We start from the raw sequence: 22,786 nt of genomic DNA, 5'->3' as shown, positions 1-22,786 counted from the left end.
AGGACTTTTTCAAAGCCTCAAAATATACTGTACATTTACCCATATTCTATTGGATAGCAGCAGTTTAAAGGCGGCAGCATGGCAAAAGTTAAAACTGGTTTTGTCTGTATCGATTGCGGTGCAGACTATCAAAAGTGGCAAGGACAGTGTGGCCAATGCGGGCAGTGGAATACGGTGCAGGAAGTGCGTTTAGGCTCGGCTAGCAGCCGTAAAACAACACCCTCAGCCTCAGGACGCAGTGGTTATGCAGGGGCTACGGATGGCCAAGTTCAGGATCTGTCAGAAATAAACCTGCTGGCCTTACCGCGCTTTAGCAGCTCTATTGGTGAATTTGACCGTGTACTCGGAGGAGGTATGGTTCCTGGCTCTGCTATTTTGATCGGTGGCCATCCCGGTGCGGGTAAATCGACCCTGCTGCTACAGGTGCTATGCCAGCTATCCCAACAGATGTCTGCGTTGTACATCACCGGTGAAGAATCCCTACAGCAGGTTGCCATGCGGGCCCAACGGCTTAATCTGCCAACGCAAGGTTTGAAGATGCTGTCGGAAACCAGTGTTGAAGCCATCCTGAATGTTGCGGAGCAGATGAAACCGAAAATTCTGGTTGTTGACTCCATTCAAGTGGTGCATCTGGATGATATTCAATCCGCCCCAGGCAGTGTTAGTCAAGTCAGAGAATGCGCCGCCGCCTTAACCCGTTTTGCCAAGCAGACCGGCACCGTTTTACTCTTGGTGGGTCATGTGACGAAAGACGGCTCATTGGCGGGGCCTAAAGTTCTGGAGCATATGATTGATGCTTCGCTACTGCTTGAAGGGGATGCCGACAGCCGTTTTCGCACCCTTCGCGGTCAAAAAAACCGCTTTGGCGCGGTAAATGAATTGGGTGTTTTTGCCATGCTGGAAAATGGCCTCAAAGAGGTTAAAAACCCCAGCTCTATTTTCCTAACCCGAGATCAAGAAGACGCCTCCGGCAGTGTGGTTATGGTGATATGGGAAGGCACGCGCCCTCTCTTGGTCGAAATTCAGGCCTTGGTGGATGAGTCTCATATGGCAAACCCGCGCCGAATCAGCGTGGGTCTCGACACCAACCGAATGGCGATGCTACTAGCCGTACTTAACAAGCATGGCGGCCTGTTTACCGGTGATCAGGATGTATTTGTTAACGTTGTTGGCGGGGTTAAAGTACTGGAAACCAGTGCTGATTTAGCGCTGTTATTAGCGGTGGTTTCTAGCCTGCGTAATCAGCCATTCCCCCATGATTTAGTGATTTTTGGTGAAGTTGGCTTATCCGGTGAGATTCGGCCTGTTCCCAGCGGCCAGGAGCGCATTCGGGAGGCGGCTAAACATGGCTTCAAGCGGGCGATTGTGCCAAGGGCTAATAAACCAAAAGCCGCCATTGAAGGTATGGAGGTCATCGGCGTCACCAAGTTATCGGAGGCTTTAGAGGCGCTTTAGTTGGTTCGTCATGACCCGTAAGATATTCCTAACCCCCAAAGCTGGCATCCAGCTTTGAGGGCTGTTTTATTCACTATTCAAAGAATTACCCTATTCCGAAAACAGTCATACTTAAAAACTGGCCGGTTCGAAACGAGGTTAAGGCAAGCCTGTCATCAATAGTTTAATACCGTAGGATGCGGAAAGCACGGCGGCAAAGCCTCCAAGGTAAAGCAGGAGAAACCATTGCCATGATTTGAGCTTAGCCATTTTGGCTTTAAGACCTTTCAATAGCATTAATACCCCTCCTGATAATCTTCCACTTTCCCCGCAAATACGCGATAGCCCCAGAAGGTATAAGCGCAAATCAGCGGTACAAAAATACAGACACCGGGTAATAAGAAAAGCAAACTACTATCAGGTGATGCCGCTTCCATAAAGGTCAACTGTCTTGGTAGCAGGTAAGGGAAAAGCCCCACGACCAGTCCAGCAAAACCCAGTAAAAAGATTAAAGCAACAGCCCAAAATGGGCGGCTTTCGTAACGGCTACGATCCAATTCCTGTACGTCGAGAGCCTCTACATTATTAGAAGTACAGATCCCAGCATCACGGCCAGCATGCAGATATTTCCACGCAAAAGCGGCAGCAATACAGGTCAAAATTGGCAGGAATGACAACCATAAAAAGTTGTAGCCAGAAAACCAACGCTCACGAATTTCTACCTGACTCACCACCGTCCATAGGCTAACCGCAACCATCGCCAGTAGCGTTATGACTAACAGGCGCTTACCTAACTTAGCGGCATGTTTCTGAATACTGCCACGGCTTTTCATATAGAGATAACAAGCCGCCAATAAGGCGTAACCCGCCATAACCGAAAAGCCGGTCAAAACAGAAAACGGTGTCAGCCAATGCAAGCTAGACATACTATTCACACCCGCCGGAACCCCTTGAACCAAAGAGCCAAGCAGCATGCCCTGACAAAAAGCGGCAATGGCAGAGCCTGCGCTAAAGGCTAAATCCCAATAGGGCCGAGAGGTATCCGACTTAAAGCGATACTCAAACGCCACCCCGCGAAAAATAAGGGCGAACAGCATCAGCATAATGGGCAGATAAAAAGTTGATGTAATTTCCGCATAGGCCACAGGGAATGCGGCGAACAGAGTCACACCGCCAAATACAAGCCATGTTTCATTACCATCCCAAACATGAGAGATAGAGCGCATTAAATGGTCACGCTCACCGACCTCATCAAACCACGGATAAAGTATGCCAATGCCCAGATCGAAGCCATCGAGTAATACGTACATAAAGATGGCAAAACCTAACAGAAGAAAATAGAACAGAGCCAGATCCATTATTTATCTCCTTGTTGATGACTAGATTGATCGCTGTTTAAATTTTTCACCCAAGCAAGGGCATACCCCGGCGCGTTCATACCAATCATTTGTCGTTCTAACTCATCCATGCTCGGCGGCCCTTTCTTAATCAGCTTGCGCATAAAGTAGAGGTAAACCCCCAGCAGTAAGGTGTAGATAATGACAAACATAATAAAGGTAAAAAGCACTCGCTCCGCCGGTAGCGGCGATACGATGTCAGCGGTGCGCACAAGGTTATAAACGATCCAGGGCTGACGACCCACTTCAACAACATACCACCCCGCTAATACCGCAATAACACCGGTGGGCGTAAATAGAGTAACTAGGGCCAGGAAGGGTTTGTTCTCAAACAGACGATCTTTTCGGCGTAGCAACAGAGCTAACAGCGCGATACCAATCATGCCAACACCAATACCGACCATGACACGGAATGACCAAAAGACGAGGGGCACATTGGGCCGGTCTTCCGGTGGAACAGCTTTCAGTCCCTCTACGGCACCATCCCAGGAATGGGTCAGAATAAGGCTGCCAAGCCCAGGAATACCCACTTCATAATCGTTCGATTCGGTTTCCATATTTGGCAGGGCGAAGAGTAGCAAAGGCACATTCTCTTCTTGAGCGGGCCAAATACCTTCCATCGCAGCAAGTTTCGTCGGCTGATACTCTTTCACCGTCAAACCATGCAAATCACCGATCCATGCCTGTAATGGTGTTAAAACCAAGGCGAACCACATACACATGGACAGGCCTTTTTTGGCTAAAGGAATATTCTTCTTTTTCAACAGATAATAAGCACTAACACCCGCCACAACAAAAGTAGCCGTAATCAAAGACGCCATCACCATGTGAGTCAATCGGTAAGGCATAGAGGGGTTAAAGATCACCGCCATCCAGCTTTCGACTTCAAATTTACCTTCGATAATTTTGTAACCAGCCGGTGTTTGCATCCAAGAGTTTGCAGCAATAATCCAGAAGGCTGAAAACCAAGTACCCACCATGACAACCATCGTAGAGAAAAAGTGCAGTTTACGGCCGACTCGCTGCCAGCCAAATAACATAACACCAAGAAAACCCGCTTCCATAAAGAAAGCCGTTAACACCTCATAGGCCATGAGTGGACCTAATACTGCCCCCGTAATTTCAGAAAATTTGGAGAAGTTAGTACCAAACTCATACGACAAGACAATGCCGGACACGACCCCCATACCAAAAGTGATCGCGAAGGGCTTGATCCAAAATTTGGCCAACTGAAGATAATAGGGATTATGGGTTTTAAGCCATAGCCCTTCCCAGATAGCGATCAAGGTCGCCAAACCAATGGTGATACTGGGAAAGATAATGTGGAAGCTTACCGTAAAGGCAAACTGAAGCCGGGATAAAAGGGCGACATCGAGTTCCATAGTCATTCCAATAAGAAAAGTAGTGAAAAATCGAAAAGATTAAGACGCTTTATTTATCGTCATAACACGGACTTGTTGAATCGTCAGAGGAAGAAGCGCAAAACCCACAATGCCAAAAAGCGCGATGACTTCAGTCATAAAAAAACCAGTATTCATAATACATGCTCCACTAATAGATAAAAACTTGAGTTAAATCAAAAAACTTATATATCTAAGAGCAATCGTTAGGCCAAGTTTCCTATATTTTTATCTTACTGATTTAAAAGGGAAAAATTTAAATTTTGCACCAACTGTCAAATAAGTTTACGCTTTCTTCATCTTCAAGTGTAAACAAGGGTTACAGTTTGGCGCTCTCATTGATATTCGAAATAGCCATGTTGGTGTCCAGCGTATGCGGATGTTTAGTAGCAACTTGGTTGCTATGGCGTGCCCGTAAGCAGGGTGATCTTCAGGCACTAGCAGGCTTTGCCATCATGATGGCGATTTGGTGTTTTGGTCATGTCCTGTTATTTCACGGCTATGAACAGGCTGGAATTTACATCATTTTAGCAAACCCTCTGATGCCGACTTTTTTCCTGCATTTTGCGATCTGTTTTGTCAGCTCTGATGCCGAAAAAGAGCCGATGCTGGATCACTTGCATCAAGCGGTTCCCTGGATTTATGCCATCAGTGTTGCCGTAGTACTGCAAAGTTGGTGGGTTGGCGCAGGAGATACCATCAACACCTTAGATACCCGCTCGGTCTTTATTTTCACCGATGCAGGTTCATGGAACCTAGCCTATACGGTATTGATAGGTATCTTAGCTCACGGTGTTTTGTTGTTTGGCTGGCGCCGCCATTCAGGCAATAAAAAACGCTCTATTCTCGCCATGTTCGGGGTGGGTGCCTGGGGGCTATTACTGGCCACCAGTTTTGTTTTTCCTTCCTTTGGAATCAGCTGGTTTCCGTACCCTATGCTGCTCCTGCCAACCTATTTGCTACTCTTAGTTTACGCAGTAGTGCGCTATAAAATCCTTTCGGTAAACGCCTTTGCCAACAGGGCATTGCTTTGGGTTGCGATGATGCTGGTGATTCTCTGCCTTATTGCGGTAATCAGCGTTATATCAGGACGAGTAGGCCTACAAGCTTTAGCCGATGTACCGGGCTGGCAACTGTGGCTCTATTCACTACTGATGCTGGTGATGTCAGCATTAATTTACCAACCATTGAACCGACTTATTTCGCGAATTATTTACCCCGGTGCAGTATTAAATGAAGCGGTTTTAGATGCCTGGTCAAGCCAGCTAAAAGAAGCCCAAGACTGGCAACAGCTAATCGCCATTGGCGAACGTTCTCTTTCCTCTCAAATTAGGCGCGATGTCGATATAAAACTAGATGCCCCCGAAGCCTCCCCCAGTAACAGTGAAGGTCAAGAGCTGGCTTTGCGTGTTTTCCAGTCACACTCTGGCTGGCATTTCTTACTGCTCGGCTGGGAGGATGCCAGCCCCGGAATGCGGCTAACCGCAGAGGTTTTCGGTTCTTTATTTTCCACCAGTTGCGGCTTACTGGAGCATTCTTTGGCCCTGGCTGCCGCGGAACGAAAACGACTGGATGAACAACATCTTGTTGAACTCGGCAGTCTGTCAGCAGCTATGGCTCACGAGTTACGTAACCCGCTGAATATTATCGCCATGGCCGCTTACGATACACCACCGGAAACACGTCAGCATATTCAAACCCAATTACAACGGGCAGATAGGTTAGTCAGCGATATGCTGGTGTACTCTGGCGGCTTAGAGCTACAGGTCAGCACAGCACCACTGAGAACCTTAATTGCCAGTGTTCTGGCGCAGGTTCAACTGGAAGGTGTTTCCTATGAACTGGATGTTGATGAAGCCATCGAATTAGAAGCAGACCCTCAACGACTTCAGCAAGCTTTTATCAATTTAATCGACAACGCCATCGCTTTTTTACGTGGTCAATCTGACGGCCAGTTGTTTATCGAAGCTCAGGTTAAGGCAAGCACTGAAACAAACATCAAAGGTCCTGTAGTCGTGATTCAGGTACACAATAACGGGCCAGAGATCGACAGGAGCTTACAGGGGGATTCACTGTTCCAGCCCTTTGTCACCAAGCGAGCCGGAGGCACCGGATTGGGCCTGGCTATCGTGCGTCGTATTGTGGATGCTCACGGCGGCCTGATTCAATGCCATACCGACACGGCTTGGCCCGTAACGTTTCAGCTTACGCTACCGCTTTTTCAATCTGATCGCCTGATTCAAGGCACAGGGAAACACTGATGACACAGCATAAAATATTACTGGTTGATGATGAACCTGCTTTTCGTGAGCTGGCAAGCCGCTGGTTAGCCAATCAGGGTTATCACGTTAAAACCGCAGGCAATTTAGAGACAGCGCGGGATACGCTAACCACTTTTGATGCGGATCTGGTTCTACTGGATCTGTCTATGCCACCACATTTTGACCCTCAAACCACCTTAGCAGCCATGGCTGATTTTGAGGGGCGTCCTGTGATTATTATTACCGGCCATGCCGATCGTGATTTAGCGCTAAAAGCCGTAGCTCTTGGTGCCTGGGACTTTATCGCCAAACCCATTGACCCAGATATGTTAGCGGTTGTCGTACGCAGGGCCATTACCAAAACCACATTAGAGCGAGAACTAAATCAGCTTAAACAAGCCAGCAAACAGCCAGAAGGCGCGGCATCTTACATCGGCCATTCTACCAGCGCGCAGAAAATACGCGCACTGATCGAGCGCATCGCTCCTACCGATGTTCGTGTTTTGGTTACTGGCCCCTCGGGAACAGGTAAAGAGGTTATTTCAAGAGGGCTGCACGATCTTAGCCACCGATCAGCTAAACCATTTATATCTGTACACTGCGGCGCCATCCCAGAAGATCTTCTGGAAAGCGAATTATTCGGCTACAGCAAAGGCGCATTTACCGGTGCCGATAAAGACAAAGCAGGCTTACTATCGTTATCTGATGGTGGCACGCTGTTTCTAGATGAAATTGGCGAAATGCCCCTAGCGATGCAGGTAAAGCTCTTACGTGTATTGCAGGAAGGGACATTTTTTCCCGTTGGCGGGCGTGAACAAAAGCATATTGACGTTCGGGTTATTTCTGCAACAAACGCCGATCTGCGAGAGAAAGTAAGAGACGGTAGCTTCCGAGAAGATTTGTACTATCGTATCAAGGGCGTCAACATTGAGACACAACCCCTTGCGGAGCGGTTAGAAGATGTTCCTGTTCTGCTGCAAGCCTTCTTATCTCTTTTGCAAAACAAGCAAACCAGGCAACATAAACAAGCCAAACAGCCACCATCGAATCAACTACAGCTTAGCCCTGAAGCGATGCAATGGTTTCGCGCCCAAACATGGCCGGGTAATGTACGAGAACTGAAAAACACCCTTGAAAGCGTCGCCTCTATTTGCTCTGAAGGGCAGATCTCACTGGACGATATTCAGCTGTTATACCCGCATATTGGGCGAACAAGGGAACCATCACCAACATCCGACGCTCCCCTTTCATCAGCCACGCTGGATGAGCAGGTCAAAGACCTTGAGATTCGCCTTATCCATCAAGCTTTAGAAAAAAGCCAAGGTAATCGAACCCAAGCCGCGAAACAATTGGGTATTTCACGACAAGGACTGATTAAGAAAATAGAACGCTATGGATTATAAGCTAGGAAAAAATAAGCTGAATACAGGCTACAGATCAAACTCAACGCCAGCACTTAACTGAGCGGTATCAGTTCTGAACTGCGTATAATCGACAGTAAAAACAAGGGAGTTTGTCATCTTTAACGTAACGCCACCGCCATAAGATTCACCCGAAAATGAGAAGCGCTCTTTGGAATAATCCTGCTGGTTAAGTTCATCAAAGCTGTAGTCAACTTGAACATAGCCATACTTCATATTGATATCAACCCAGCTTCCCATCGGCTTTATGAACATTAAATAAGCACCTGATGTGGTGTATTCAATATCCCGAGCGTAAGGCGTACTGTAACTATCCTTTTTAACCATGCCACGGAAAGGCTTTGCATCGGAATACTCAAATTGAAAGGCCCATAATGAGCTTACCCGATAGCCTAATGTGTAAATTAAAGGCCTTGCTCTTTCGGCTTCCATACCGTCCATTAATAACGCACCGCCAAAAACCCCAAGATAACCGTGAGCTGTAGCGGCAAAAACTCCCTTTGGCACGAACATCAATGCAACAGCAAAAAGGATAACCCTTAACAAATCAGAACCCTCTAAGAATAGTCCTTTTAATTGGCAAGAATTATCGCATAGATTAATTTAAGCGTCTGTGATGCTGTGTAACAAATCGTTCCCCAACCTAGCTATTCTCAGCCAAGCAACAGGCTATCATCGCTGAGTTCTTCACCCTTTGTTTTAGAAAATAGCGCTAGCAGATCAGGAACATCAAGCCCTTCCCGATCCTGGCCTTCCACATCAAACGCAATATTACCTTCATGCAGCATAAGAGTACGTTCACCAACATCTAACGCCTGGCGCATTGAGTGCGTCACCATTAATGCTGTTAGGTTTTGCTCTTCGATAATATTTTTCGTCAGCTCCAGCACAAAAGCCGCAGTTTTCGGATCAAGCGCTGCGGTATGCTCATCTAATAGGAGAATCTTCATCGGCTGCAAGGTTGCCATTAACAGGCTAACAGCCTGTCGCTGGCCGCCGGAGAGTAAGCCCATACGGTCGCCTAAACGCTTTTCAAGACCCAAGCCTAAGCGGGCGAGCTTCTCTTGAAATTTTTTCTGATACTCATGACGAATCGAGCGGCTTAAGCCTCGACCATGGCCCCGTTTTAGCGCCAGCGCCATATTTTCTTCAATCGTCAACGCCTCACAGGTGCCTGCCAAAGGATCTTGGAACACCCGCGCCACTAAACCCGCTCGCTTGTTGGTAGGCCAGCGAGTGACATCTTGATCGTCGATCAGAATCTTACCGTTATCCGCTAAAACTTCACCGGCTAATGCGTTAAGAAAGGTCGATTTACCTGCACCATTACTGCCAATCACGGTAACAAACTGACCTTCTGGGATAGTAAGGCTCAATCCTCTTAAAGCACGGTTTTCCAGCGGTGTATCCGCGCCAAAGGTAACTTCAAGATTATCAACTTGAATCATGCCTGACCTCCTCTACGTTTAAGCAGCTTCATACGGGGCATTACAATGGCAAGGGTAACCAGCACAGCCGTAATTAAATTAAGATCTTGTGCTTTTAAACCGATCCAGTCGGCATTCAAAGCAACCGCAATCGCTAGGCGATAGAGCACCGCACCAATTAGACAAGCAAAAATCCAGCGAGCAATGGTACGGGTGGATAGAATCGCCTCGCCACCGATAACCGCAGCTAAACCAATCACAATGGTACCCACCCCCATGGTGACATCGGCAGTACCTTGGCTTTGAGCAAAAAGCGCACCGGCAAGTCCAACTAAGCCGTTAGCGACCGCAACACCTAAAATGGTCAACCGGCCAGTATGCACACCGTTAGCCCGCGCCATTTTGTCATTAACACCAGTTGCTCGCATGGCAAGGCCGATTTCCGAGGTCATAAAACGCACCAACAGGAAAAATACGACTAAAACAAAGCCCGTTAGGATAATCGGGTTGATCAGATAGAAAGGAATATCCCAGTTTTCAAAGGGCGTAAAAACCGTTTCATCCCCCAGTAACGCCACATTAGGTTTTCCCATAATGCGTAAATTAATGGAGTAAAGAGCAATCATCGTTAAAATTGAGGCTAATAGATTCAAAATCTGCAAGCGCACATTAAGCCAAGCGGTCACCACACCGGCCATACACCCCGCAACCATTGCCATCGCCGTTGCCAGCCAAGGGTTCCATCCCGTTACAATCAAGGTTGCAGCAACCGCAGCCCCTAATGGAAAGCTGCCATCAACCGTCAGATCTGGAAAATCTAGAACACGAAAGGCGATAAAGACGCCAAAGGCAACCAGGCCGAATAACAGACCCGATTCCACCGCACCGAAAAAGGCAATTGAACTCACGATGATTCCGTTTTTTTAAAGTTAATCGCTCACAATGAGCAAGTGATAAAAGCGAACAAACAAGCGGTAACAGTTAAAGCCAAAACGACAAAAAGCGGCCCATAGGTCCGCTTTTTCTCTTATATAAAGGCTACTGAATCACTTTTTTGGCTTCCGCGATTAGTGATGCCGGTAAAGTAACACCCATACGCTCCGCCGCCGCTGGGTTAATCACAAGATCCATCGTGCTAATGCCTTCAACAGGGATATTCTGCGGTGACTCACCTTTCAGAATACGGCTAACAATAACGCCCGTTTGACGACCAACCTGATAGTAGTCAAAACCGACCGCAGCAATAGCACCACGATTAACAGAATCAGTATCACCGGTAATCACAGGAATATTGGACTGTTCCGCCACTTTTAGTACTGCTTCTAGTGCAGAGATAACAGTGTTATCAATCGGCAAATAGATGGCATCCACTTTACCCACCAAAGAACGGGCAGAGGCCAAAACATCGGATGATTTAGTAGCTGCCGCTTCGACAACCTTCATGCCTCGCGCTGGAGCCGTATCATGTACCATCTGCACAGAACTTACAGAGTTTGCTTCACCGGGGTTAAAAATAACACCAATTGCTTTAGCGTTAGGCACAATTTTTTTCACCAGATCCATATGCTTACCCATTGGCAGCATATCCGTTGTACCCGTTACCCAGCGCGATGGCTTGTCCAGCGCCTTAACCAGCTTAGCTCCCACAGGGTCTGTCACCGCGGAGAAGACAATGGGAATACCTCGGGCAGCGGAAACCGCCGTTTGGGCCGAAGGCGTGGTGATCGCAACGATCACATCGGGGGCATCACCGGCAAACTTTTTAGCAACTTGAGCCGCCGTTGCAGGACTACCCTGGGCGCTTTCGTAGTTCCAGCTCAGATTTTTACCGACCACATAGCCTCGCTCAGCCAACTCATCTTTCACCCCTTGACGAATAGCATCCAAAGAAGGGTGTTCAACAATTTGCGTGATCGCAACAGAAGCATCGGCCTGCACAAAGGCACTTGATAGGCTGGATGCCACCAGCAATGAACCAGCAATGAGCTTACGAAGTTTGGTCTTAAGCATAATCGTCTCCAAATAAAGCAACTGTTCTCAGTCACCTGAAACATTAGGGCTACCCCACATGGAACCGCTATGATGAAGCCGATATGATCCTGTGAGCTATTTATTGTGAAACAGCAAATATGGTGCGTAACTATACCTTAATATCCCCTATGATCGAAAATGATGCTGCTCAAAATAATCAAGCCTAATTAATTTCGCGGAAAAATTAATGAACACCATTCCCAATAACGCCAGAGATGCGCTTTATATCGTTCTTGATCAGATTCCTGAAGGTCGCTTTACAACCTATGGCCGATTAGCGGACATGATGCCGGTTCGAACGAGTGCAAGACAGGTAGCACGCTTGTTAGGTCGACTACCGGAAGGTACTCAGCTACCTTGGCATAGGGTGGTCAATAGCCAGTTTAACCAGTTTAAACTGGCGAACTTTGGCGGGCAGGAAGAACAAGTCCAACGTCTAAAGTCAGAAGGTTTACTTCCCTCTGCAACAGGCCGATTACCGGCGAATAAGGTGTGGCCGTAATCAGATGAATAGGATTCATTAATAAGTGAAGAAATCTTGAACAGAAATTACAAAGGGTTGTGTTAATATAACGCGCCTGTTGTTGAGGTAAATCTTGAAACACCCCGTAAGGGCTCAGTTATCCTGTGTTAAGTGTTAACCCCTGTGTTAAATGTTTAGACCCCGTGTTAACAGTGTTAATAGTGTGAATCTGCAACAGACGTTCGCTTCAGCTTATTCTCAGACCGGCGACCTGCCGTGACCGTTAGAGGGTTCCAGCACCATGGCTACTACGTCTCTTGACAAGAGCAAGATCAAAATTCTTCTTTTGGAAGGTGTACACCAATCTGCCGTTGATAACTTCAAAGCAGAGGGTTACACCAATATCGAATATCACGCGGCTTCACTTCCAGAAGAACAGCTTAAAGAATCGATCAAAGATGCCCACTTTGTCGGTATTCGCTCCCGCACCCAGCTAACCGAAGCCGTCTTCGACGCTGCTGAGAAGCTGGTTGCAGTGGGTTGTTTCTGTATCGGCACCAACCAAGTTGATCTAACCGCAGCCATGATTCGTGGCATTGCAGTCTTCAACGCGCCTTACTCCAACACACGCTCTGTAGCAGAGTTGGTTCTGGCTGAGTCCATCATGCTGTTGCGCGGTGTTCCCGAGAAGAATGCAGTGAGCCATCGCGGTGGCTGGCTGAAATCTGCAAAGAACTCCTTCGAAATTCGCGGTAAAACCCTAGGTATTGTCGGCTACGGTAGCATCGGCTCTCAACTGTCAGTTCTGGCTGAAGCTTTTGGTATGAACGTGATCTACTTTGATGTGATCACCAAATTACCAATGGGTAACGCAAGCCAAGTTGGCAGCATGAAAGAGCTGCTGAACACAGCGGATATTGTGACACTGCACGTACCTGAAACCGAAGCGACTAAGTGGATGATGGGGCCTGAACAGTTTGCTGAAATGAAGCAAGGTTCTATCTTCCTGAATGCAGCTCGCGGTACGGTTGTTGATATTGATGCGCTAACAGAAGTTTTGCGTAGTGGTAAGTTGCTAGGCGCTGCGATTGACGTATTCCCTGTTGAGCCTCGCTCAAATGATGACGAATTTGTCTCACCTCTACGTGAATTCGACAACGTGATCCTAACCCCTCACGTTGGTGGCTCAACCATGGAAGCGCAGGCGAATATCGGCGTTGAAGTATCTGAGAAACTGATCAAGTACAGCGACAACGGCACCAGCACCAGCGCAGTGAACTTCCCAGAAGTTGCTCTGCCTGCACACCCAGGCAAACACCGCTTGCTGCACCTGCATGAGAACGTGCCAGGCGTGATGTCCGAAATCAACAGAGTGCTGTCTGATAACGGTATTAACATCTCTGGCCAGTTCCTACAGACCAACGAAAAAGTAGGTTATGTGGTTGTTGACGTTGAAAAAGAATACAGCCCGCAAGCACTGCAGGCGCTACTATCCGTTAAAAACACCATTCGCGCACGGGTGCTGTTCTAAACGGAGCATCACTTTTAAGCGTTATTAACGCTTACAATTAGCAATGGTGAACAAAGAAGCCCGACGCTCCATATTTTCTGTGGATTGATCGGGCTTTTTGGTCAGTGCTCAATCTGATCTTATTAGTCCGAGCCCAACCTACGCTTAATAACCGGTGTTCAACCTACATCTAATACAATCTACATCTAATACAACCTACATCTAATCTAATAGTAGGTGTTCTATAATCTTGATTTTTGCTAATCTGCCTGTAGCCTATATTTCTAAATATTTTTATAACTGTGCTCAATTGAAATAAGTCATCAAAGGATCTGGAATGATGAAAAAAGCGTCGTGGTTAAAACTTTCAGCATTGTCTTTAGCATTAGGCCTAGCGGCTTGCAGCGGTTCACCTGAGAAAGAAGCCATACTGTCAGGGAACTATCCATCTTGGATCGATAAGCCGGTTGTCACTGACGGCATCGCAGAAAGCGCCTGTGTTTCTTCAAGTGGCAATATGACATTGGATAAAAAGCGCGCCACCGCTAATGCTCGCGCCATGATCGCTCAATCGATTGAAACCCGTATTAAAGCGATGGATAAAACCTATCAGCGTGTGACCGAAAGCGAACAAGAGATGACCTCCGGCTCTACTTTTGAAAGTGTATCCAAACAGGTTACCGAACAAAGCTTGAACGGCACAAAAGCCGTAGAAAGTGGCTATTTTAGAATTAACGATAAAAGCCAATACTGTGTCATGGTTGCTTTTGGCCAGCAAGAAACCAAAGCCGTATTTGAACAAGCCTTAAAAGCTGCAAATACATCATTATCGCCAACATCAGAACGCGCGATGTATGAAGAGTTTCGAGCTTACAAAGCACAGGAAGAACTAGAACAATCTTTGCGCTAGCAGCGATTGGATTATCGCCTTAAGCGCTAAACAGCAGATCCAAATTACCGATCAAAAAAACGGGCTTTTTACGTAGCCCGTTTTTTTATACTCAAACAAGGCCTTGTATGACCGCCACCTGCCCTTTATGCCACGAGCCCTATGCCGATCACTACCATCAGGACAAAAAACGAGACTATTGGCAGTGCCAAACATGCGACCTAGTGTTTGTGGATAAGTCACAACAACTTAACCATGATGATGAAAAGGCCGTATACCAACAGCATGAAAATAATCCACAGGATCAAGGTTATCGCCACTTTCTCAACCGCATGGCACAGCCCATTTTGGACAGAGTACAACCGGCAAGTCAGGGGCTGGATTTTGGTTGTGGGCCAGGGCCAACACTATCGCTAATGTTTGAAGAAGCCGGCCATAACATGTCGGTCTACGACCCCTATTTTGCCAACCATCCAGAAGCGCTAAAGCAACCCTATGACTTTATCACCAGCACCGAGGTGTTCGAGCACCTATCCAATCCCAAAACAGTATTAGAACAGCTATTGGCCATCATCAACCCCCAAGGATGGCTCGGCATTATGACCAAACGCGTACGGGATAAAACCTCATTCCAAAGCTGGCACTATAAAAATGACCCGACCCATATCACCTTTTTTAGTGAACAAACATTTCACTGGATCGCCCAGCACTACCTTCTAGAACTAACATTTGTTGATCAAGATGTGGTGTTATTTCAAAAGCTTAGCGAAGAGCAGTTTTAGAGTCATAAAACAGACACAGCACGGTCAGCTTGCTGTCACTTTATCTGCTTAAAGTTGCCACAAAGCATCAACCTGAAAGGATGGTCCTGTGGTTAATACCGAGCAAGCAGTCAATATTGAAAAATCCGATGATGTTGGACGTGTTCATATTGAAAAAACCGTTAATATCGAAAAGATTATTAACGCCAAGTTTCCTGCTATTTCTCGCCGGAACCCTATCCTCAAAAGTGGTTTGTTTCGCTTTTTACGCTGGTTATCTCGCGAGCAAGAAATTAACCGTTTTATGGATATTAATCAGGATGCCAGCGCCCCTGAGTTTGTTGACCGTGTCTTAGATTACTTTGATTTCAGCTTATCAATTAGTGAAAATGAGCGGGAAAATATTCCGACAGAAGGCCGCGTTGTTATTGTTGCCAACCACCCGATCGGTACACTTGATGGCTTAGCGCTGCTTAAACTGGTGCGTAGCGTGCGCCCAGATGTACGCGTTGTTGCCAACGATATTCTGATGCAATTTACACCGCTGCAGCCGTTATTACTACCTGTGGATAACATGAGCCAAACGGGCTATAAAGAAAGTACCGCCCGAATTATCAACGCGTTAAAAAATGATGAGGCCGTTATTATCTTTCCCGCAGGGGAAGTGTCTCGGGCAGGCCCTGCCGGTATTAAAGATGGACGCTGGCAGAGTGGATTTTTGCACTTTGCCCGCAAAACCAATAGCTCGATTTTGCCAATTCACTTAGGTGGCCGGAACTCATCGCTCTTTTATAGCCTGTCATCGGTGGCTAAGCCAATTGGCACCTTGATGCTAATGCGTGAGATGTTTAAGCAGCAAAAAGTGACCTTGCCCGTGCGCATTGGCCAGCTAATACCTATTACTCATCTGGATATTGGCTCGTTGTCGAATCGAGATAAGATCAAGTTATTAAAAAAACACGTTTACCGCCTGAACAAAGATCGAAAGCCCTTATTTAATACCGAAAAATCCATTGCCCATCCAGAAGATCGTCGCATTCTGCGTCGCGAATTAAAGCAATCAAAACTGCTTGGCGAAACCAAAGACGGTAAGCAAATTTACCTGTTTGATAGCTTTAGAGATTCTGTGGTGATGAAAGAGCTAGGTCGGCTACGGGAGATCTCTTTCCGTCGAGTCGGGGAAGGCAGTGGAGAAAAGCGTGATCTGGATAAATATGATCACTATTACCGCCATATTATCCTCTGGGATGAGGATGAGCTGGATATTGTAGGTGCATACCGTATCGCAGAGGCAGCAAAAATCATTGACCAAGAAGACCAAGGAGCACTTTATTGCAGCACCTTGTTTTCCCTATCCCCTGAGTTAACGCCAAAGCTAGCCCAAGGCATTGAGTTAGGCCGAAGCTTTGTTCAACCAAAATACTGGGGCAGGCGCAGTCTTGATTATTTATGGTTTGGAATTGGGGCGTACCTAAGGCACCACCCTGATGTGCGCTATATGTTTGGCCCAGTCAGCCTAAGCAATAGCTACCCTAAAGCAGCTAAAGATCTGATTGTGCACTACTACAACCACTATTACGGTAGCCCGCTGTCCTTTGCTAAGGCCAATGCGCCTTACACGTTAAGCGCCGCCGATCGCAGCCAGATGTATCAACTATTCAGCGGTGATGATCTTCAAAGTGACTTTCAGATCCTGCGCGAGCAACTGGATCATCTTGGCGTAACCGTACCCACCCTTTATAAACAATACAGCGAGCTGTGCGAACTGGGTGGTATCGAGTTTCTCGACTTTAGTGTGGATGCAGATTTTGGCTACTGTGTTGATGGTCTCATTATGGTCGATATCCATCACATTAAAGCAAGGAAGCGGGAACGCTATATCACGACAGGGTTATCATCAGAGCTATCACAAGCGCCATCAAAAGAGCTAGAAAAATCACCTAGTGGTGAAAAAGAGTATTTTTCCGCTAAAAGTAACCCCTTATTTTAGTTTTTACAGACTTTACTTCGCACATGCACAATTTATCAGACATAATATCCCTATAAAAATAAATGTCACTAATACGTCTTTTTGCTGTCAATGTTTTGGCATAAAAATTCAATATATTCACTCGTAGACCAAACATTTTAATTGCTTAATAAAGAATCACTTATGGAGAAGAAAATGTCGTTATCATTGAAGGGTAAGAAAGGAATTGTGGTCGGTGTCGCTAATGAACATAGTATCGCTTTTGGCTGTGCTAAAGCACTGCATGAAGCAGGTGCTGAAATTGCGATGACCTACCAAAACGAGAAAGCGTTACCCTTTGTAGAGCCTCTAGCAAAAGCTGTTGATGCCAAAATTCTAATGCCTTGCAACGTCGTTAAACAAGGTGAGTTAGAATTGCTGTTTAAAGCAGCAGAAGAGATGTGGGGGCAAATTGATTTTGTGATTCACTCAATTGCTTGGTCTCCTATTAATGAGCTTCATGGTCGTGTGGTTGATTCAACAACGGAAGGGTTCTGCAAGGCGATGGATATCTCTTGCCACTCTTTTATTCGTATGGCGAAACTGGCTGAGCCTTTAATGAAAGATGGCGGTTCATTGATCACCATGAGCTACTACGGTGCGGAAAAAGTAGTCGATCATTACAATATGATGGGGCCGATCAAAGCCTCTCTTGAAAGCTCTGTTCGTTACCTTGCCTCAGAGCTAGGCGGTAGTAACATTCGAGTAAACTGTGTATCCCCTGGCCCGATGATGACTCGTGCGGCTTCAGGTATTGATCAATTTGATACGCTGGTTGAAAGCGCTAAGAGCCAATCCCCTCTTCATCGCTTAGGCACCACAGAAGAAGTTGGAGACATGGCAACATTCTTAGTCAGCTCTCTATCCTCTGCCGTTACCGGTGGCGTACATTATGTTGATGCTGGCCATCACATCATGGCATAAAATAAAAAAGGGCCGTTCTTAACGAATCGGCCCTTTTTAGCTATTTTATCTAACGAGTCCCTAAGGCTATCAATCTAGAGGCCATCAATCTAGTATTCGTAAACACGATTACCGCCTTCTTTTTGCGCTCGAATCAAGGCACGCTCGGCTTCACTGAACATTAACTCATAGCTTTTACCACCGCCAAGAACTGCGCTCATCCCAACGCTAACCGTTTGTTCTCGCTCACCGTCAACGCCAAGACTCATCTGTTGCTGCAACGACATCGCCAAACGCATACCTTCACTGGCATCAGTATAGCTGCACCAGTAAACAAACCCTTTGCCTGCAACATGGCACGCTAGCACATGATCCGGCAAACCATGACGTAAAACACCAGCGGCCATACTCACCCGCTCCGTTAAAGTCTGGTGGGTTAATGCCTCCTGATCAAAGGCCAATATAACAAGTGTATTTGGGGTATTCGGATCTAACGCTGCGATTCTTTCTGCCGTTCGAAGATTAAAAGCTTGCTGACTGAGCAACCCCGTAGCAGGATCTTGCTCCGCCATCTCTTTCAGGTTCTCATGGGCGTGTTCAAGAGCTTCTGCTTGATTGCAAATCTGCGAGATCATGGACTGAAGATGATCCAGCGTTAGCTGCTCCGGCTTCTCCATTAGCGTAATATCAGATTGAGGCTGCATCCGTTGCATGGCCGTTAGAAAGCGATCGCCTTCTCGGTGGACTTGTTCTGCCATATTTTCCAACTTAGCGACTAGCAGGTTGTATGAGGTCGCAACATCGGATATTTCTGCACCGCCCGAAATCGGCAAACGCTCACGCAGATCACCCTGGCCACCGGCCAGTTTTCGTATGGTTTCAACAACCGACTTCACCTGAAAGTTCACTCTGCGTATAAAAAATAGCACTAACAAGCCAACAGACAACATAACAAGAACCAAATTGATCCAGCTTGCCTCTTGAATGACATGCAGATCTTGTCTTAGCGATTCTATATTTAAACCACTACCGATCGTCCACTGCCAAGGCTCAAAATAATCCGCATAACTGGTCTTGGGTAGTAGCTCACTTTTATTCTCGGTATCAGGCCATTGGTAGTCCACAAAACCACCGCCACTGACAGCAACCTCATAAAGATTTCGCACAAGAGGCAGACCCGTTGGATCTTGCATACCTAAAATATTAGTACCGACAAGCTCCTTCATACCGTTGCTTATCGAGATGCCTTCGTTGTCACCCATAAAGATATAATTGCCATTATCATAACTTATCGCTGAAATGGCCTCTAAAGCGAGACGTTTAGCCTCTTCTTCGGTAAGTTCTCCAGCTAAATAGCGGCTATGATAGTGCTGAATAATGCCTTTTGCCGCATCAACAATATGCTGAACATTATCTTCATAGCAGCTTTGAACGGCATTTCGGGTATTGGTAGTTTCAAGGTAGGAATTAATCAATAGACCTAAGGAGAACAAGCCAAGAATAAACCAGATACGAACAGAAATGGATGTACGTTTCATGCACAAAGAGCTCCGTTGCACCGCCTTTAATCCCTGAAGAGCGATAATCTACTAAGGTGAATTTTTTATACGAACCTTAATTCTAGCTTAATACATCTTTTAAAGCTGCAAGCGAGCAAGTAAACGCTCACTTTATTAACCCCGCAGACACTTAAACTATTAGCCCTATAAAATATCATGTTATTGATAACAAGCATGATCGCTAATAGCCTATTAAGCAAAAACTTTACCGCCTAAGTTTGCCGCCTTGCAAGAGGCGCATTAAAATAGCCCGCCTCTGCCCCTTAAGGAACTCTAATGGCTAAAAACAAATACCCAAAAAGCTTCTGGCATCCTAGATTTTGGCCAACTTGGGTGGGGTTCTTTTTTATCTGGCTGGTGGCTTTTTTGCCTTGGCCTATTAAAAGAGGGTTAGGTCGAGCGCTAGGCTGGTTGATTTTTAGCTTGGCGAAACGTCGTCGTCATATTACCGAGGTTAATATCCGCCTCTGCTTTCCAGAGCTTGATATCACAGCTCAACAGAAGCTGGTCAAAGACACTTTTCTAGCCAATGGTATTGGTCTTTTTGAAACGGCAACCGCCTGGTTTCGCCGACCTGAATATCTACGCCCCATCACCCAGATAAAGGGGGCTGAGCATCTACAAAAGGCACTCGATCAGGGTAAAGGCGCTATTATTATCGGCATTCACTTTAGCACCCTTGATCTTGCCGGAGCCATCAACAAGCTCTACTTTGACATTGATACCTTTTACCGCAAACACGACAACCCCGTCTTTGAGTGGATTATGACGCGCTCTCGACAGCAGATTTACGGTAAAGCGATTGACCGCCATGATTTAAAAAGCGCCTTGAAGCGCATCAAACAGGGGCGAGCGATCTGGTACTCTCCCGATCAAGATTTTGGCCGCAAAGTCAGCGTCTTCGCCCCTTTCTTTGGTATTGAAGCTGCCTCAATCAAGATGACCGCCCGCCTTGTTAAAATGACAGGCTGTGCCGCCGTGCCGTTGGCCGTTCGTCGCCTAGCCGATAACCGCTACGAGCTGGAATATTTCCCCCCGTTGGATCATTTTCCATCCGGTGATGATGCAGCTGATGCCCGCCGTATTAATACCGTCATCGAGAACATTATTCGCCAGCACCCAGAACAATATATGTGGATGCATCGACGCTTTAAAACGCGCCCCGAGGGTGAGACAGGCTTTTACTAAGGGATAGGGCGGAATTATCTTGCTGGCTTCGTTATATTTTCTTGCCTGAGGTATCATAAGCCCCATTCGGGTCTTTTCTAGACCCTTGCCCAACGCTAATTATCAAGATTACTACCAGGAGCATTTTGCTGCTATGGCACAGTTTGTTTACACCATGAATCGAGTGGGAAAAGTTGTCCCACCGAAGCGAGAGATTCTAAAAGACATCTCACTATCCTTCTTCCCCGGTGCAAAAATCGGTGTTCTCGGTCTGAACGGCGCAGGTAAATCTACCCTGCTACGTATTATGGCCGGTGTTGATACCGAATATAACGGCGAAGCCCGCGCACAACCGGGTATTAATGTCGGCTATCTACCACAGGAACCCGTGCTGGATAACAGCAAAAACGTGCGTGAAGTGGTTGAAGAAGCGCTATCCGAAATCAAAGATGCCCAGGTTCAACTAGCGGCTGTTTATGATGCCTATGCTGAGCCAGATGCAGATTTTGACAAGCTAGCCGCTGAGCAAGCCCGTCTTGAAAATATTATCGAAGCCTCTGACGCCCACAACCTAGAGCGCAAACTGGAAGTGGCTGCCGAAGCGCTGCGCCTGCCAGACTGGGAAGCCAATGTTGCCAACCTGTCCGGTGGTGAGCGCCGTCGTGTGGCTCTTTGTCGCTTACTGCTATCTAGCCCAGATATGCTGCTGCTTGACGAACCAACCAACCACTTGGATGCAGAATCTGTAGCATGGCTAGAACGCTTCCTGCACGAATATGCCGGCACTGTTGTGGCCATTACCCACGATCGCTACTTCCTTGATAACGTTGCAGGCTGGATTCTAGAGCTTGACCGTGGCCACGGTATTCCGTGGGAAGGCAACTACTCAAGCTGGCTAGAACAGAAAGAAGCCCGTCTTGAGCGTGAAGCCAAGCAAGAAGTCTCCCGTCAAAAGTCGATGAAATCTGAGCTTGAATGGGTTCGCTCCAACGCTAAAGGCCGCCATGCTAAAAGTAAGGCGCGTTTGTCACGCTTTGAAGAGATGCAATCTCAAGAATTCCAAAGCCGTAACGAAACCAACGAAATCTACATTCCACCTGGGCCTCGTCTAGGTGACAAAGTGGTTAACTTTGAAGGTGTTACCAAAGCCTTTGGCGACAAATTATTAGTCGACAACCTAAGCTTTAGCGTACCTCAAGGTGCCATCGTCGGTATCGTAGGCGGTAACGGTGCGGGTAAATCGACACTGTTCAAGATGATCGCTGGTGAAGAACAACCGGATTCCGGTACCGTGGAAATCGGTGAAACCGTGAAACTGGCCTTTGTGAACCAGAGCCGCGAAAATCTCGACGGTTCCAAGACAGTTTGGGAAGCCCTATCCGACGGCCAAGATATTCTAACCATTGGTAGTTACCAAGTACCGTCTCGCGCCTATGCCGGTCGCTTTAACTTTAAAGGCAACGACCAACAGAAGTTTGTTAAAGATCTGTCCGGTGGTGAGCGTGGCCGTCTGCATCTGGCACAAACCCTGAAACAGGGTGCCAACGTGCTGCTACTCGATGAGCCATCCAACGATCTGGATATCGAAACCCTGCGCGCACTGGAAGAAGCTCTACTTAACTTCCCAGGTTGTGCGTTTGTGATCTCCCACGATCGCTGGTTCCTTGACCGTATCGCCACACATATCATGGCTTACGAAGGTGAATCTAAAGTGGAATTCTTCACCGGCAACTACACCGAGTACGAAGCCGACCACCAGAAACGCGTAGGTTCAGACGCGCCTAAGCGTGTGAAGTACAAGCGTATTGATGCGTAAAAGAGCCAAGCGTATTGGTGCTTAACGGTGTATTAACGCCTAACACCGAAAGCCGCCTGAATCGGCGGCTTTCTTATTTCCCGACATAAGCTATGCGGTTTTGAATAAGCCGGCCGATGAAGGGAGAACATTTTTCTATCATTTCCCCCTGTAGGCGAGGGGGCTACCGAGCCAAAAATCACATTTTAGAGAGCATGGGAGAGGCTCATTTTGAAAAATGCCAAACAATCACGTTGCATGATCGGCATTAAAGGTCAAACTCTCGCCCCCTGATTACCTTGTCGATATTTGGTTCTGCTCGCTTAAATTTGTCGCCAATATGCTATTAAAAGAAAACCA

At 46.9% G+C, this 22,786-nt stretch carries 19 protein-coding genes; 11 read left to right on the top strand and 8 right to left on the bottom strand.

What is annotated here, in order from left to right:
* Window positions 1-78: 78 nt before the first annotated feature.
* The gene (gene radA / locus G517_RS0105870; protein ID WP_028303635.1) at window positions 79-1,455 is read left to right on the top strand and encodes a DNA repair protein RadA; all 1,377 of its coding nucleotides are present in this window, start codon (window positions 79-81) and stop codon (window positions 1,453-1,455) included.
* Window positions 1,456-1,593: 138 nt separating this feature from the next.
* Here the strand turns inward: radA and G517_RS20725 are convergent, their stop codons facing one another.
* From G517_RS20725 to G517_RS0105855, 3 genes are read right to left on the bottom strand one after another with little or no spacing between them, the layout of a single operon-like run.
* The gene (locus G517_RS20725; RefSeq protein WP_157833157.1) at window positions 1,594-1,731 is read right to left on the bottom strand and encodes a hypothetical protein; all 138 of its coding nucleotides are present in this window, start codon (window positions 1,729-1,731) and stop codon (window positions 1,594-1,596) included.
* On the bottom strand, window positions 1,731-2,792 hold the full coding sequence (cydB, locus tag G517_RS0105860) for a cytochrome d ubiquinol oxidase subunit II (RefSeq protein ID WP_028303634.1): 1,062 nt from the start codon (window positions 2,790-2,792) through the stop codon (window positions 1,731-1,733). The genes G517_RS20725 and cydB overlap by 1 nt, the downstream gene beginning before the upstream one ends.
* Complete coding sequence (locus tag G517_RS0105855; RefSeq protein WP_028303633.1) at window positions 2,792-4,213, bottom strand: cytochrome ubiquinol oxidase subunit I; 1,422 nt, start codon at window positions 4,211-4,213, stop codon at window positions 2,792-2,794. Before G517_RS0105855 ends, cydB begins: the two co-directional genes overlap by 1 nt.
* Before the next feature lie 356 nt (window positions 4,214-4,569).
* On the opposite strand from G517_RS0105855, the gene G517_RS17975 reads away from it, so the two are divergent.
* Complete coding sequence (locus G517_RS17975) at window positions 4,570-6,492, top strand: sensor histidine kinase (protein WP_245543202.1); 1,923 nt, start codon at window positions 4,570-4,572, stop codon at window positions 6,490-6,492.
* On the top strand, window positions 6,492-7,895 hold the full coding sequence (locus tag G517_RS0105840; RefSeq protein WP_028303632.1) for a sigma-54-dependent transcriptional regulator: 1,404 nt from the start codon (window positions 6,492-6,494) through the stop codon (window positions 7,893-7,895). The genes G517_RS17975 and G517_RS0105840 overlap by 1 nt, the downstream gene beginning before the upstream one ends.
* A 27-nt stretch (window positions 7,896-7,922) precedes the next feature.
* On the opposite strand, the gene G517_RS0105835 is transcribed toward G517_RS0105840, so the two are convergent.
* The 4 genes from G517_RS0105835 to G517_RS0105820 form a co-directional block, all read right to left on the bottom strand.
* Window positions 7,923-8,459, bottom strand: coding sequence for a hypothetical protein (locus G517_RS0105835; RefSeq protein ID WP_157833156.1), 537 nt, complete (start codon window positions 8,457-8,459; stop codon window positions 7,923-7,925).
* A gap of 107 nt (window positions 8,460-8,566) precedes the next feature.
* Window positions 8,567-9,361: an ABC transporter ATP-binding protein gene (locus G517_RS0105830; protein WP_028303630.1), complete on the bottom strand. Its 795-nt coding sequence runs from the start codon at window positions 9,359-9,361 to the stop codon at window positions 8,567-8,569.
* On the bottom strand, window positions 9,358-10,248 hold the full coding sequence (locus tag G517_RS0105825; RefSeq protein WP_211224255.1) for an ABC transporter permease: 891 nt from the start codon (window positions 10,246-10,248) through the stop codon (window positions 9,358-9,360). The genes G517_RS0105830 and G517_RS0105825 overlap by 4 nt, the downstream gene beginning before the upstream one ends.
* Before the next feature lie 130 nt (window positions 10,249-10,378).
* The gene (locus tag G517_RS0105820) at window positions 10,379-11,350 is read right to left on the bottom strand and encodes an ABC transporter substrate-binding protein (RefSeq protein ID WP_028303628.1); all 972 of its coding nucleotides are present in this window, start codon (window positions 11,348-11,350) and stop codon (window positions 10,379-10,381) included.
* 208 nt (window positions 11,351-11,558) lie between these two features.
* Here G517_RS0105820 and G517_RS0105815 point away from each other — a divergent pair, with 208 nt between their 5' ends.
* The 6 genes from G517_RS0105815 (at window position 11,559) to fabI (ending at window position 17,926) form a co-directional block, all read left to right on the top strand.
* Window positions 11,559-11,873: an MGMT family protein gene (locus G517_RS0105815; RefSeq protein WP_028303627.1), complete on the top strand. Its 315-nt coding sequence runs from the start codon at window positions 11,559-11,561 to the stop codon at window positions 11,871-11,873.
* A 262-nt stretch (window positions 11,874-12,135) separates the two neighbouring features.
* Entirely contained in the window at window positions 12,136-13,365 is a 1,230-nt protein-coding gene (gene serA / locus G517_RS0105810; protein ID WP_028303626.1) for a phosphoglycerate dehydrogenase, read from the top strand.
* Between the two features lie 319 nt (window positions 13,366-13,684).
* Window positions 13,685-14,254 (top strand): LPP20 family lipoprotein, encoded by a 570-nt coding sequence (locus tag G517_RS0105805; RefSeq protein WP_157833155.1) that lies wholly within the window; start codon window positions 13,685-13,687, stop codon window positions 14,252-14,254.
* 107 nt (window positions 14,255-14,361) lie between these two features.
* Window positions 14,362-15,015, top strand: coding sequence for a class I SAM-dependent methyltransferase (locus tag G517_RS0105800; RefSeq protein WP_028303624.1), 654 nt, complete (start codon window positions 14,362-14,364; stop codon window positions 15,013-15,015).
* A gap of 88 nt (window positions 15,016-15,103) precedes the next feature.
* Window positions 15,104-16,984, top strand: a complete 1,881-nt coding sequence (olsF, locus tag G517_RS17970) for a bifunctional ornithine lipid synthase OlsF (RefSeq protein ID WP_245543201.1) — start codon at window positions 15,104-15,106, stop codon at window positions 16,982-16,984.
* Between the two features lie 174 nt (window positions 16,985-17,158).
* Window positions 17,159-17,926, top strand: coding sequence for an enoyl-ACP reductase FabI (fabI, locus tag G517_RS0105790; protein WP_028303623.1), 768 nt, complete (start codon window positions 17,159-17,161; stop codon window positions 17,924-17,926).
* Window positions 17,927-18,015: 89 nt separating this feature from the next.
* On the opposite strand, the gene G517_RS20000 is transcribed toward fabI, so the two are convergent.
* Complete coding sequence (locus tag G517_RS20000; RefSeq protein ID WP_051206140.1) at window positions 18,016-19,443, bottom strand: cache domain-containing protein; 1,428 nt, start codon at window positions 19,441-19,443, stop codon at window positions 18,016-18,018.
* Window positions 19,444-19,740: 297 nt separating this feature from the next.
* Here G517_RS20000 and lpxL point away from each other — a divergent pair, with 297 nt between their 5' ends.
* Complete coding sequence (gene lpxL / locus G517_RS0105780) at window positions 19,741-20,652, top strand: LpxL/LpxP family Kdo(2)-lipid IV(A) lauroyl/palmitoleoyl acyltransferase (protein ID WP_028303622.1); 912 nt, start codon at window positions 19,741-19,743, stop codon at window positions 20,650-20,652.
* Window positions 20,653-20,785: 133 nt separating this feature from the next.
* Complete coding sequence (ettA, locus tag G517_RS0105775; protein ID WP_028303621.1) at window positions 20,786-22,447, top strand: energy-dependent translational throttle protein EttA; 1,662 nt, start codon at window positions 20,786-20,788, stop codon at window positions 22,445-22,447.
* The last annotated feature ends 339 nt before the right edge of the window (window positions 22,448-22,786 follow it).

It is taken from the genome of Oceanospirillum maris DSM 6286 (assembly GCF_000422865.1).
Taxonomy (GTDB): domain Bacteria; phylum Pseudomonadota; class Gammaproteobacteria; order Pseudomonadales; family Halomonadaceae; genus Oceanospirillum; species Oceanospirillum maris.
The sequence above is the reverse complement of the archived record's forward strand: the minus strand, read 5'-3'. Positions and strand labels throughout refer to the sequence as shown.

Bases quoted from the DNA above. Each gene is read 5' to 3' on its own strand.
- G517_RS20725 (WP_157833157.1), bottom strand. From the start codon at position 1,731: ATGCTATTGAAAGGTCTTAAAGCCAAAATGGCTAAGCTCAAATCATGG.
- G517_RS20000 (WP_051206140.1), bottom strand. From the start codon at position 19,443: ATGAAACGTACATCCATTTCTGTTCGTATCTGGTTTATTCTTGGCTTG.
- cydB (WP_028303634.1), bottom strand. From the start codon at position 2,792: ATGGATCTGGCTCTGTTCTATTTTCTTCTGTTAGGTTTTGCCATCTTT.
- ettA (WP_028303621.1), top strand. From the start codon at position 20,786: ATGGCACAGTTTGTTTACACCATGAATCGAGTGGGAAAAGTTGTCCCA.
- G517_RS0105805 (WP_157833155.1), top strand. From the start codon at position 13,685: ATGAAAAAAGCGTCGTGGTTAAAACTTTCAGCATTGTCTTTAGCATTA.
- G517_RS0105815 (WP_028303627.1), top strand. From the start codon at position 11,559: ATGAACACCATTCCCAATAACGCCAGAGATGCGCTTTATATCGTTCTT.
- G517_RS0105840 (WP_028303632.1), top strand. From the start codon at position 6,492: ATGACACAGCATAAAATATTACTGGTTGATGATGAACCTGCTTTTCGT.
- G517_RS0105820 (WP_028303628.1), bottom strand. From the start codon at position 11,350: ATGCTTAAGACCAAACTTCGTAAGCTCATTGCTGGTTCATTGCTGGTG.
- serA (WP_028303626.1), top strand. From the start codon at position 12,136: ATGGCTACTACGTCTCTTGACAAGAGCAAGATCAAAATTCTTCTTTTG.
- G517_RS0105800 (WP_028303624.1), top strand. From the start codon at position 14,362: ATGACCGCCACCTGCCCTTTATGCCACGAGCCCTATGCCGATCACTAC.
- lpxL (WP_028303622.1), top strand. From the start codon at position 19,741: ATGGCTAAAAACAAATACCCAAAAAGCTTCTGGCATCCTAGATTTTGG.
- radA (WP_028303635.1), top strand. From the start codon at position 79: ATGGCAAAAGTTAAAACTGGTTTTGTCTGTATCGATTGCGGTGCAGAC.
- fabI (WP_028303623.1), top strand. From the start codon at position 17,159: ATGTCGTTATCATTGAAGGGTAAGAAAGGAATTGTGGTCGGTGTCGCT.
- G517_RS0105855 (WP_028303633.1), bottom strand. From the start codon at position 4,213: ATGGAACTCGATGTCGCCCTTTTATCCCGGCTTCAGTTTGCCTTTACG.
- G517_RS0105830 (WP_028303630.1), bottom strand. From the start codon at position 9,361: ATGATTCAAGTTGATAATCTTGAAGTTACCTTTGGCGCGGATACACCG.